At 36.4% G+C, this 13,335-nt stretch carries 7 protein-coding genes and 1 pseudogene; 5 read left to right on the forward strand and 3 right to left on the reverse strand.

Features of this window, described 5'->3' with window-relative positions:
- Positions 1–157 precede the first annotated feature (157 nt).
- Entirely contained in the window at positions 158–1,189 is a 1,032-nt protein-coding gene (gene queA, locus AB1I62_RS03850; RefSeq protein ID WP_002355747.1) for a tRNA preQ1(34) S-adenosylmethionine ribosyltransferase-isomerase QueA, read from the forward strand.
- A gap of 344 nt (positions 1,190–1,533) precedes the next feature.
- Here queA and AB1I62_RS03855 read toward each other — a convergent pair whose 3' ends face one another.
- Complete coding sequence (locus AB1I62_RS03855) at positions 1,534–1,839, reverse strand: helix-turn-helix transcriptional regulator (protein WP_002355748.1); 306 nt, start codon at positions 1,837–1,839, stop codon at positions 1,534–1,536.
- 821 nt (positions 1,840–2,660) lie between these two features.
- Between AB1I62_RS03855 and AB1I62_RS03860 the strand changes: the two genes are divergently transcribed.
- A complete protein-coding gene (locus tag AB1I62_RS03860; protein ID WP_002355749.1) occupies positions 2,661–5,306 on the forward strand; it encodes a calcium-translocating P-type ATPase, PMCA-type in 2,646 nt (881 codons plus the stop codon).
- A 333-nt stretch (positions 5,307–5,639) separates the two neighbouring features.
- A complete protein-coding gene (locus AB1I62_RS03865) occupies positions 5,640–7,646 on the forward strand; it encodes a KUP/HAK/KT family potassium transporter (protein ID WP_002381294.1) in 2,007 nt (668 codons plus the stop codon).
- A gap of 69 nt (positions 7,647–7,715) precedes the next feature.
- On the opposite strand, the gene AB1I62_RS03870 is transcribed toward AB1I62_RS03865, so the two are convergent.
- On the reverse strand, positions 7,716–8,414 hold the full coding sequence (locus AB1I62_RS03870; protein WP_048736955.1) for a helix-turn-helix transcriptional regulator: 699 nt from the start codon (positions 8,412–8,414) through the stop codon (positions 7,716–7,718).
- 125 nt (positions 8,415–8,539) lie between these two features.
- Here AB1I62_RS03870 and AB1I62_RS03875 point away from each other — a divergent pair, with 125 nt between their 5' ends.
- Together AB1I62_RS03875 and AB1I62_RS03880 are read left to right on the forward strand one after the other, a co-directional pair.
- Positions 8,540–10,684, forward strand: coding sequence for a heavy metal translocating P-type ATPase (locus tag AB1I62_RS03875; RefSeq protein WP_048736953.1), 2,145 nt, complete (start codon positions 8,540–8,542; stop codon positions 10,682–10,684).
- Positions 10,685–10,807: 123 nt separating this feature from the next.
- Positions 10,808–11,968 (forward strand): annotated as a pseudogene (locus tag AB1I62_RS03880) (helix-turn-helix domain-containing protein); the annotation flags it as partial.
- 167 nt (positions 11,969–12,135) lie between these two features.
- Here AB1I62_RS03880 and AB1I62_RS03885 read toward each other — a convergent pair.
- Positions 12,136–13,332, reverse strand: coding sequence for a site-specific integrase (locus tag AB1I62_RS03885; protein WP_367019073.1), 1,197 nt, complete (start codon positions 13,330–13,332; stop codon positions 12,136–12,138).
- Between the last annotated feature and the right edge of the window lie 3 nt (positions 13,333–13,335).

Below are 13,335 nucleotides of genomic sequence, written 5' to 3' on the forward strand. Positions count from 1 at the left end.
CCTCCTCTAAATAACTATGTATACTTACTTAAAGTAAGTATAGTGCTTCTGACATTTTTTGACAACTATTTAGTTTGATTCAGAAGGCTGACATAGCCAGAAACAAGAAAAAGTGTTAGAATAACCAAGATAAAAACTAGTAGAAAGAGTGACGGAAATGCTAAGTACAGAAGATTTTGATTTTGATTTACCAGAAGAATTAATTGCTCAAACCCCACTAAAAGATCGCGCTAGTTCACGATTATTAGTTGTAAATAAAGAAACAGGGGACATGGAGGATAAACATTTCCATGATATTCTTGATGAATTACAGCCTGGGGATGCATTAGTCATGAATAATACACGGGTACTGCCGGCCCGTTTATATGGAGAAAAACCTGAAACAGGCGGTCATTTGGAAGTTTTACTTTTAACAAATACAGAAGGCGATACATGGGAAACCTTGATTAAACCCGCGAAACGTGCAAAAGTCGGCACGGAAATTCAATTTGGCGATGGTCGCCTAAAAGCGGTGGTTAAAGAAGAGTTGGAACATGGTGGTCGAATCATTGAATTTAAATATGATGGTATTTTCTTAGAAATTTTAGAATCGTTAGGAGAAATGCCATTGCCGCCATATATCAAAGAACGTCTAGATGACCCAGATCGTTATCAAACGGTTTATGCTGAAGAAAATGGTTCAGCTGCAGCACCAACAGCGGGTTTGCATTTTACAAAAGAACTATTAGAAGAGATCAAAGCAAAAGGTGTTCATCTCGTTTATTTAACTTTACATGTCGGTTTAGGAACATTCCGTCCCGTGAGCGTTGATAATATAGAAGAACATCATATGCATAGCGAATTCTATCGTTTAACTGAAGAAGCGGCTAAGCAATTAAATGAAGTGCGCCAAGCAGGCGGTCGGATTGTTGCCGTTGGAACAACTTCTATTCGTACGTTGGAAACAATTGGCACAAAATTTAATGGTGAAATCCAGGCTGACAGTGGCTGGACCGATATTTTTATCACACCAGGGTATCAATTTAAAGTCGTAGAGGCTTTTTCAACGAACTTCCATTTACCAAAGTCTACGTTAGTGATGCTTGTGAGTGCTTTTGCAGGAAAAGACTTAACATTGGCTGCTTATCAACATGCTATTGAGGAAAAATATCGTTTCTTTAGTTTTGGCGATGCAATGTTTATTAAATAAGCGACACTTTGTGAGCAGAATACTTGGGATTGAAACAAAAATATATTATGATAAACACGTGATTTTTGGAATCACAGTAAAGGTGTGCTTTATTTTTTCTTCCCCTGTAAATAATAAAGTTAGAAACCAAAACGCTACTAGAGCAAAAATGCTTAGTAGACAATCTTAGAATAAAAAGAACGACGCAACCACGGTTGCGCCGTTCTTTTTTTATGTAAGAAAAGATTAATTATTGAAACAACAATACGAAGAAATGCTTTCTTCGTATTGCCGGTACTAAGTTGTACCTCGGCAACTCCAAGTACAATCAGAAAAATTGTCTTGTTAAGTACAGCTTATACTGTTTAGGCTTCTTGTTCTACATCGTCATTCAGTGTTTCTTTGAAGGTGAACACATCATCAATGGTTACGCCAAAGACGTTCGCGATGTCATGCGCAAGAAGTAATGAAGGATTGTACTTGTTTCGTTCCAGTTGAATAATTGTTTGTCGAGAGACACCGACTCGATTGGCCAAATCTTGCTGGGTCATACGAGCCATAGCACGATAAACATGAATTGAACTTTCAAACGAAGATTTTTTCTTTTTTCGCATAGCATTCCCTCCTTTAAAAGAAGATAAAATAGAATGTGCACCTTGAATATAACACATATGATTATTTGATACAAATATATTTTATTGCCTAAAAGAAAAAACCGAGCTTAAATTTAAGCTCGGCCTTGTTAACGGGAAGACATCAATTGGTTGAATAAGTGTTTACATTTCGCGATACATGTAAAGCAAAAGGTGAACGTGATGTGGTGAAACTAAAACCTTGTTTTCATACAGTTTCGACGCTTGGATGGTGGATAACTTGCGTTAGGTGATAACAGATAGGGTAAATGCTTTATAGAAACTCCATCCTTCTATAACCTTTCCCTATTTTCCGATACGAGTTATCACTAACAATTACTCTACACGTATTGTTTACAGGTGAATCTTGCAATTCTAACAACTTTGAGTTTACCGATTTTTATCTACTGAGAAAATCTTCAACCAATTGATTTGCATGTCCTCCTTACACTTAAAGAATAGCACCTTTTGGAAGCGTTTGCAAGTTATAACACTTATTAATAAGATTAAATATAATATTTTTCTGATTATTTTATAACATGTAAAATAAATAATTGTGCGAACTAAATAACATTGTATTTTTTGTTGTTTTTGTGTTGAATATATAGAAATAAACTATTTTTTATCAGACAAAATGAAAAAAATGTCCATTGCTTTTTGGCTGAATTCGTTTCCTTTTTCATAAAATTCCCATAATTAAATAGAAACATTGCTGTAGCAACAACGAAAATACCAGTTTTTTTCATACATATGAGAGAACGCTAAGCCAAAGATGAAAAAAGTTGCGTGTTCAAAAAAAATCATGTTATATTTAATAGAGACACTATTATATAGGAAGAAAAAATTAGAGGGGGAATAGGATGGAAGCTTACAAGCAATCTGTCGATACTGTCACAAAAGAAGTTTCAGTCAATACTGAAACTGGTTTAACACAACAAGAGGCCCAACAACGGCTGAAAGAAAATGGCCGCAATCAATTTGAAGAGGCTAAGAAGGATTCTGTGTTAAAGAAATTTATTCACAGTTTATCTGATTTTACAACGATTATTTTATTAGTTGCTGCGGCAATTTCGTTTTATACAGCAATCGTAACAGAACATGGCGAATATTTTGAAGGGATCTTAATTATTGCAATTGTGATTATCAATGCTGTTTTAGCCATTGTTCAAGAAGGAAATGCTGAAAAATCTCTGGCGGCTTTACAAGACATGAACAAGCAAAGTAGTGCAGTCTTAAGAGATGGCAAGGTAATCGAAGTCGATGCTGAAGAACTAGTAGTAGGAGATGTTCTAGTTCTTGAAGCTGGTTCAATGATTACAGCCGATGCACGACTTATTCAAGCTTCTCAAATGCGCGTAGAAGAGTCAGCACTAACAGGTGAAAGTGAACCTGTTGAAAAAGATCCTACATACGTGGGGCATGACGATGATGGCTTAGGAGATCAAATAAATATGATTTTCAAAGGCTGTACCGTTGTGAATGGCCGCGGACGAGCAGTAGTAACTGCAACAGGAATGAATACAGAAATGGGTAAAATTGCTGGGTTACTGAATAACAGCGATCAGCAAAAAACACCATTACAAAAACGCTTGAATCAATTAGGCAAACGTATTAGTTTGTTAGCCTTAGGGGCTGCAGCAATTGTTTTCATTATTGGTGAACTGCAAGGAGAACCGCTTCTTGAAATGTTTATGACAGCCGTTTCCTTAGCGGTGGCAGCTGTACCAGAAACACTAACCGTGATTGTAACGTTAACCTTAGCATATGGTGTTCAAAAAATGGCTAAGAAACATGCGATTATTCGTCGATTGCCAGCAGTAGAAACGCTAGGAACTGCGAATGTTATCTGTTCTGATAAGACAGGAACACTGACACAAAATAAAATGCGCGTCCGCCGAGTATGGCATCGTGGTGATGAAGTAACGGATACGGAAGATGCCATGACCGATGAAGCCATGGAAGTACTGAAAATGGCTGCTTTATGTACAGATGTCATTGTGGAAAAAGAAGGCGATGAACTAACTGTTACAGGGAATCCGACAGAAGCGGCAATTGTTCGTGCTGTCGAAGAAAATTATCATACTAAAGAAGAACTTGAAGAAAAATATCCTCGTATTGGTGAAATTCCCTTTGATTCAGAACGAAAAATGATGACTACGGTCCATCAATGGGGGAAAAAGTACATCTCAATTACTAAAGGAGCCTTTGATGTGTTACTACCTCGTTTTGGTTTCGGAGATGTCGATCAAGCGGCTATTGTTAATGATCGTTTCGGAAAACGAGCGTTACGAGTTATTGCTGTCGGTTATGCCGTATATGATGAACCACCCAAGGAAATTACATCGGAGGCTTTAGAAAAAAATCTTCGCTTGTTAGGCTTAATTGGCATGATTGATCCACCACGTCCAGAAAGTAAGGGCGCCATTGCTCGTGCGAAAAAAGCTGGAATTAAAACAGTCATGATTACTGGTGATCACGTGGTAACAGCCAGTGCAATTGCTAAAGAATTAGGAATTTTAAAAGATAAAAGTGAAGCCTTATCTGGTTCAGAACTGAAAAAAATGAGTGATGAAGAATTAGATAAACGTGTTAAAGATTTATCCGTTTATGCACGTGTAACCCCTGAAGATAAAATTCGAATTGTTCAATCATGGCAACGTTCTGGCGCTGTTGTAGCAATGACCGGAGATGGCGTGAATGATGCGCCAGCCTTGAAAGCTAGTGATGTCGGTTGCGCAATGGGGATTACTGGAACAGATGTGGCCCAAGGCGCTTCAGATATGATTTTGACGGACGATAACTTTGCAACTATTGTTGATGCAGTGGCGCAAGGACGTGCCGTGTACCGAAATATTCGTAAAGCCATTAACTTCTTGTTAAGCTGTAATATTTCTGAGATTTTTATTGTTTTAATTGCCATGTTACTTGGTTGGGGTGCGCCATTTACTGCGGTTCAACTGTTGTTTGTTAACGTGGTCGCAGATGGGTTACCTGGTTTTGCATTAGGGAAAGAACCAGCGGAAAAAGGAATTATGGATGAGGCACCAATTCCTAAAAATGAAGGGATTTTTGCACGAGGCTTATGGCAAAAGATTGGGATTAATGCAGCAGTGTTCACAGTCATTACTTTGTTTGGTTTTTACCTAGGTGCCTTTGTACCAGGTGTTTCAGCCTATGTTTCAAACAGCTATGAAGTTGGACAAACAGTGGCATTTTTAATTTTAGCTTATTCCTCTATCTTACATGTCTTTAATGTTCGTAGTGCGAACTCTGTTTTCCGTGTAAAATTATCAAGCAACAAGTCGCTCTTTGAAATGGTCGTTTTAGCATTACTAATTACCACAACCATTGCTTTATTACCATTCACACAAGAACTATTTGGATTAGTGCATATTAGTTTAAATCATTGGATGTTAGCAATTTTCCTATCCTTTGTGCCAATTTTCGTCAATGAAATGATTAAGTTCCATTTCTCTGAAGTTGAAGAGGAAGAAGAAGTGATTTAAATTTAACAGGAATAAAAGAAGCTACTTTTGTTCAGAAAATTATCTTAATAGTTAGCAAGTGGGGCAGCAGTCGTTTCGACTGCTGCCCCACTTATTTTTGATTTTCCTTTTTTCAAAATAGGTGGGTTTCTTATCTAAGATGAATATTCTCTAATAAAAAGACTTGCTAAACGATTTAAAACGTATTATAGTGAGTAGCATCGTTAGTCAAAAAGCGCTTTTTGACTAATGAAAAAGATATATAAAACGTTATATAATAAAGAGTTTTAAAAGTTTTTATGGAGCTGTTGGTTAAACTAAACGAAGTCATTTCTTTTGTAGGAGGAAAGTATTGTGTTACACAAAGCAGAGGGGTTTGATCGTCGGAAATTTACGATGGCAGGGATCTTAGTTGCCATGGGCGTTGTCTATGGAGATATTGGAACGAGCCCTTTATATGTAATGAAAGCCATTGTAGGAGATAATGGTGGCTTGGCACGGGTTTCTGAATCGTTTATTTTAGGTTCGGTCTCATTAATTTTTTGGACATTGACTATCTTAACCACGATTAAATATGTTGTTATTGCTTTAAATGCTGATAACCATGGAGAAGGTGGGATTTTCTCTCTTTATACATTGGTTCGTAAAAAAAGTAAGTATTTGATTATTCCCGCAATGATTGGCGGCGCCGCTTTACTGGCTGATGGCGTTTTGACCCCAGCTGTGACAGTGACGACAGCGATTGAAGGCTTACGGGGGATTCCGGCATTTTTTGAACGTTTTGGCAATGACCAAACGATTATAGTGGTTATTACGTTGACGATTATTTTAATTCTTTTTTCTGTTCAACGATTTGGAACAGAATTGGTCGGGAAAGCTTTTGGACCGATTATGTTCTTGTGGTTTACTTTTTTAGGCATCATTGGTTTAATGAATTTTAGCCAAGATTGGACGGTTATTCGTGCATTAAATCCATATTATGCTTTGCAATTACTAGTCAGTCCAGAAAATAAATTAGGTCTATTTATTTTAGGGAATATTTTCTTGGCTACAACTGGTGCTGAAGCTTTATATTCTGATTTAGGGCATGTAGGAAAAATGAATATCCGCATTAGCTGGCCGTATATTAAGATTTGTTTGATTCTTAATTATTTAGGTCAAGCTGCGTGGTTGTTAACGGTCAAAGAAAACCCTGAAATGCAAGCATTAGCTGAAATTAACCCATTTTTCCAAATGATTCCACGAGGTATTCTCGTATTTGGCGTTGTTTTTGCAACAATCGCCGCAGTGATTGCTTCACAAGCGTTAATATCAGGTTCGTATACCTTAGTTTCTGAAGCGATTAAATTGAAGTTATTACCAAGACTTAAAATTATTTATCCTGGGAGCAATATCGGTCAAATGTATATTCCAGCGGTAAATTTAATTTTGTGGTTAGCTTGTTCAGCAATCGTGCTGGCTTTTAGAACATCGACACACATGGAAGCTGCGTATGGTCTATCGATTACGATTACGATGTTAATGACGACCATTTTATTGTTGTTTTATCTTTTGGATAAAATTCCAGCTTGGTCTGCGTATCTAATTTCCTTGTTCTTTGCTGCCATTGAAGTTGTCTTTTTCTTTTCAAGTGCTGCGAAGTTTTTCCATGGTGGATATGTTGCTGTGGGAATGGCAGTCTTCTTGTTATGCATCATGATTATTTGGGAACGCGGCAACGAGATTAAGGAAGCGACGGCGGAACAAGTGTCGTTGGAAAAATATGTACCACAACTTAAAGCTTTGAAAGAAGATACATCTGTACCTATGTATCAAACCAACGTGGTCTTTTTAACCTCCGATCGAGTGGACGGCGAAATTAATCGTAATATTATTTATTCGATTTTGGACAAACAGCCAAAACGAGCGAATGTTTATTGGTTTGTTAATGTTCAGGTAACAGATGAACCCTTTACTCAAGAGTATTCTGTTGATATGTTAGGGACTGATTTTATTGTGCAAGTTCAGCTATATTTAGGCTTCCATATTTCTCAAGAAGTGAATGTATATTTAAGACAAATTGTTCATGACTTGATGAAAACAGGCCGCTTGCCAAAACAGCCACAACGTTATTCATTAACGCCAGGAAGAGAAGTTGGCGATTTCCAATTTGTATTAATTCAAGAAGAATTATCTAACGTTTCTGAACTGAAAAAATGGGATCGACAAATTATGCAGGCAAAATTAGCTATCAAAAACTTAACTACCTCTCCTGAAAGTTGGTTTGGCTTGGAATACAGTGAAGTCAAATATGAATCCGTTCCTTTAATCATTGGCCCACAACGGAAAACGCACTTAGTCGAACGAAAGAATCGTTCATAAATAGAAAAAATTTAACTAAAAGATTGAGCCTAAGTCCTTGAGATACATGGCTCAATCTTTTTTGTAGAATCAGAGTAAATACTGTAATTCCACAAAGAATTCATTTAAAAACGTTTGGTCTTTAAAGGAATTCATCCGCTTAAAGATGGCCAGTAAGACTTCTTTTTGAGGTTCAGTTAATTGATCTACTTTTAACAAAGGAAGAAAAGCGATAATCAGAGAATAATCCAATTCTGGATTTTGAGAATGTGTAAATAATTCATGGAGTTCTGACAAAATAAACGGATGATAATAAGATTGGTCAGACTGTTCTTCTGCAGTTGTTGGTTCATAAATAGAAATACTCTCTTGGGAATGAGAGGGGGCTTCTACTGTTAAAGGAAAAGCATAAAAGGACTGCTGTAACTTTTGCGCTTGAATCATAATTTTTAAGGAATCGTGATAGGATAGCTGTTCTTCAGATAAACGTACCATCAACTGAGTAAAAAAAGGTGGTTTTAGCAGTTGTTTATTTTGAAAATTTTCTTTTAATAGCTGGCGCACAAATCGATCGAAATCACCATAAAGTAGCCAATCTACTGTTGTGTCACAGGCTTTAGCGATTTTTTTTAAGTATCGTTTATTGGGTAAATTCAAACCTAATTCCCAGTTACTAATTGTACTTCCACTAGATAAACCAATTTTATTGGCTAAATAACGTAAAGTGTACTTCTTCTTTTTTCGAGCTTCACGCATGCGCGCCCCGACTTGCTTTGTAGTAATTTTCATTGAAACACTCCTTTTGTAATAAATATGAGGATAAGGTGTTCTTAAAATATACATACGCAAAATTCGGCTCTTTTTTTTTCTAAACTAAAAAAAGTAATTATTTCTAACAATTTTCATCTTGTGCTATGCTTAAGATGAAAATACTTAAGAAGAGAAGGGATCATATGTCAGCAAAACATAATCATGAACAACACCAGGAAAAACAGCCAACAATGTCCCACGATAAAATGAATCACATGAATCATGATATGGCGCATGAACAAATGGCTATGTCACACCAACATGAAGGAATGAAGGGAATGGATCATTCAATGCATATGGGGAATTTTAAACAAAAATTCTGGCTGTCATTGATTTTAGCTATTCCGATTATTGTTCTTTCTCCAATGATGGGTTTTCAATTACCTTTTCAATTTACTTTTCCAGGTTCTGATTGGTTGGTCTTAATTTTAGCAACAGTGCTATTTTTTTATGGTGGACAACCATTTTTAAGTGGCGCTAAAATGGAATTACAGCAAAAGAGTCCAGCAATGATGACGTTAATTGCGATGGGGATTTCGGTATCATATTTTTACAGCTTATATGCGTTTTACATGAATCATTTTACGAATCAGGCCCACGTGATGGACTTTTTCTGGGAATTAGCCACTCTGATTGTTATTATGCTTTTAGGTCATTGGATTGAAATGAATGCTATTTCTAATGCTGGTGATGCCTTGAAAAAAATGGCTGAACTGTTGCCTGACACAGTCAAGCGAATGACTGAACATGGGGAAGAAGAAATTCCTTTGCAAGATGTCCAAGAAGGCGATCGCTTGATTGTTCGTTCGGGAGATAAAATTCCGACAGATGGTAAAATTTTGAAAGGAAGCACAACAGTCGACGAATCGATGGTTACAGGGGAATCAAAAACAGTAGAAAAAAACATTGGCGACTCCGTGATTGGTGGAGCAGTCAATGGCAACGGAATGATTGAAATTTCGGTAACTGGCACGGGTGAAAATAGTTACCTGTCAAAAGTTATGGAGATGGTTAAACAAGCGCAATCGGAAAAATCAAAACTAGAATCCATTTCAGACCGTGTAGCCAAGTGGTTATTCTATATTGCCTTATTCGTAGGTGTGTTAGCATTTATCGGTTGGTTAATGGCGACGAAAGATTTATCGCTAGCATTTGAACGAATGGTTACAGTTTTTATTATTGCCTGTCCCCATGCGTTAGGCTTAGCAATTCCTTTAGTGATTGCTAGAAGTACCTCCATTGCTGCTAAAAATGGCTTACTTTTAAAAAATCGGAACGCATTAGAACAAGCCAATAAGGTTGAATATGTGTTGCTGGATAAAACTGGTACTTTAACAGAAGGACAATTTACAGTTACTGGCTTAGAATTAATGAGTAAGCAATTCACTAGAGAAGAAGCACTTAAATATATTGGAGCATTAGAAAAAAATGCAAACCATCCGTTGGCAATTGGGATCATGAATTATTTAAATAAACAAGCCGTTCAACCTTATGAAGCCCATAATCTGCAAGCTTTATCAGGCGTAGGACTGGTTGCTACTGTTCAAAACCAAGAAGTCAAAATAGTCAATGAAAAAGAAGTTGCACGGTTACAGTTAACCTTCGATGAAACAATTAAAACAAACTATCAAGAGCAAGGAAACACCTTGAGCTATTTAATCATCGCTGGTCAATTAGTCGCACTGCTTGCTTTAGGAGATAAAGTCAAACCAGAAGCTAAAACATTTATTGCAGAGTTACAAGCGCAAGGAATTACGCCAGTCATGTTAACAGGGGATAATCAAACAGCTGCCAGTGCAGTTGCTAATTATTTAGGGATGAAGGAATACTACGCAGAGCTCTTACCAGAAGATAAAGAAAAAATTGTGCAACAGTATCTTACTGAGGGGCATCAGGTCATGATGGTAGGAGACGGTATTAATGATGCACCAAGTTTAGCCCGTGCTTCAATCGGCATTGCGATAGGCGCTGGTACAGATGTAGCAATTGATTCGGCAGATGTTGTACTGACGGATAGTGATCCTAAAGATATTTTAAGGTTCTTAGATTTAGCCAAACAAACACGACGTAAAATGATCCAAAATCTTTGGTGGGGAGCTGGGTACAATATTGTCGCCATTCCTTTAGCGGCTGGGGTTCTTGCACCAATTGGGATTGTTTTAAATCCAGCTGTAGGTGCTGTCTTGATGTCATTAAGTACAATTATTGTAGCAGCAAATGCTATGACACTGCATATTTCAAAAAAATAATTCGATATAATTGTAGAGAGCGGAAAGTAATCAATACTTTTTGTTCTCTATTTTTTTCTTCTTAAAAAAATTTTTGCCTTATTTGACGTATTCTTATAACAAGGGAGTGAAAGGGGACGATATATGGATTTCAAGGAATTATTGTCTTTTGAACATAAAAATATGTTGGAATTGTTGGATTTACTGCAACAAGAGCAGACATTTTCTGTTTTGATGGCTGCAGAAAAACTAAAGGTGAGCGACAAAACCATCCATTGTTACATTCAACGTTTTGAAAAAAAGCAGGAAACGTTTAAGATAGAAGGGCTTTGTAAGATTTATACAACGACCAAAGGAATTGTAAAATATCGTGAATTATGCGTTTGTGGCTTGGCTCGATTTAGACAAAAATTTTGTTATTTTATTCCCGAATTTTATATTTTACGTTGTCTAATTGAAGAGCGAATCAATTATGCACAATTGACCCAGGTATTGGGATTACAGGAATCAACTCTTCGGAAGAAACTTTCTAATATTCGACGTTGGCTAGTTAATTTTGATATTATTGTACGTCAAAAACATTACGATTTAACTGGCAATGAATGGCAAATTCGACAGTTAATCCTTTGTTTTTATTTGTTTTTTCAAGAAAGCTGTCTGGAAGAAAACAGAGAAATGACTCGGAAAATCATTACCTTTTTTGAGTTGGATTTAAATGTGGCCCAACAGAATCATCTTAGTTGGCTAATTTATATTTGGGAGAAACGATACCGAGGCGGGCATGAAATTTCAGTACCAAATGCTAATTTATTTCAACAAACAAGTGCTTTTTTTTATTTATTTCGTGTGGAAGTGTTGAGCACTTCTTTTATGTCTCTTAAAGAACAAAAAGCGTTATTTGTGATTCTTGAAGCACATTTTGGTGGTTGTTTTGGCAAGAGAGCGCGAAAGTATTTTATTCATGAGCAAATGAAAATAGAAAGTTTATGCTTAAAAACAGCTATTTTTATTATGAAAGAAATTAGGAGAAATTTTACACAACATCATTTTAATTATCAAGAAATTCATTTATGTCGATTTTTAAGTACGCATATGAATAGTTTATTAGACGGACAAGCATGGTTGCCAGCTCATAAACAGGAACAAACACTCGCTGCTCGTTATCAACAAACCTGGCACAGATTACAAAAACTAATTAGGCTTTTAAAGCGCCTATATCCAGTCTTTACTTCAGTAAAAGAAAGGGAATTGACGAGTTGCTATTTTTATCACATCCTAGATTTATTTAACCCGATTTTATATGAAACTCCAGTCTCTTTTTTCGGTATATTTACATAAGGTCTCAAATGCTATTAAGACCTTATGATTTAGGGCTTTTTAGTGTTTGACCTTTCGGAAGATAGTCGTAAAACTTTTTATAAATTCTTACCTTTTGCTATCCAAAAGTAGTAAAATGAGTAGTAAACCTTATTTTACTCAATGTATTTCTTCATTTCATTAATAGCCATTTCAGCATTTGAGTGTGCATAATAGTTTAGTGTCATCGTGATGTTTTTATGTCCCATGATGTATTGTAAAGCTTTTGGGTTCATTCCTGTATAGGCTAGTTTGGTACAAAAGGTGTGGCGGAGAATGTGAGCAGTAAAAGGTGAAGGTAACGGGTTTATCTCGTTTTGTCTGTTGTATTTTCTAGCTATCCTTTGAAAAATACTTGCATAGTCTGCTGATGTTCGGGGCATCCCTTTTCTGTTGAGAAATAAGAAACCATGATAGCCATTAACGCTAAAAGTTTTTGCTTGTTTTTGCCTTTTCAAGACTCGTTCAACAGCATGAGACACTTTGGTACTCATAGGAATTTTTCGTATACTGCTGTCTGTTTTCGGTCGAGTCACGCAATAAGAGTAATGACTATTTCTTAAGAGTTGATGATCGATTATAATAACTTGTTTGCCTAGATCAATATCTTTGTCTCTTAGACCACAAAACTCTGATATACGTAAACCAGTGCCTAAAAGAATGACAACATCATCATAATATTTGTGATAGACCTTATCGTGTTCAAGGAAAGATAAGAACTCTTTTTCAACTGAACTCGAAAGAGGGAGTTTAGGTTTTCTATCGTCTTCAAGGACATCACTAATAGGGAAATCAAAAGGATTTTTCCTCAAATAATCATCCTGAACTGCCATATAAAAAGCAGCTTTCAAAGAACGTTTATAATTACTCACCGTTTGATAAGAATAGCCTTTCATCTTCATACGTAAAGCCCATTCTTTCGCATCGGATAATCTAACATGAACTATTGGATAAATACCAATGGAATCCTCACATAAAATCCTTTTTAGCTGTTTTCTACCAATCATTGTATTTTCACAGACGTTTGCTTTGTATCGGGTATATTTTTCATAAAGAGCAAATACCGTCATATCTTTACCTATATGACTGATACCATCAGCTAATTCTTTTTGGATAGTTTTTTCTTTTTCGCGTAAAGATAAGTCGGAACGTTTCCCCGCTGGTATTCTATCAGTTGGAACAAGCGTCCATGCATACACAAATTTTTGTTTTCCATGCACATCAACATATTTATAAACATATCTTCCGTCTTTTCTCTGGCTCTCTCCGGTACGAAGAATACGATTCTTATTATCGCGTCGTTTCTCGCTCATTCA

The sequence above is a fragment of the Enterococcus sp. AN402 genome, from assembly GCF_040719405.1.
Lineage (GTDB): Bacteria > Bacillota > Bacilli > Lactobacillales > Enterococcaceae > Enterococcus > Enterococcus faecalis.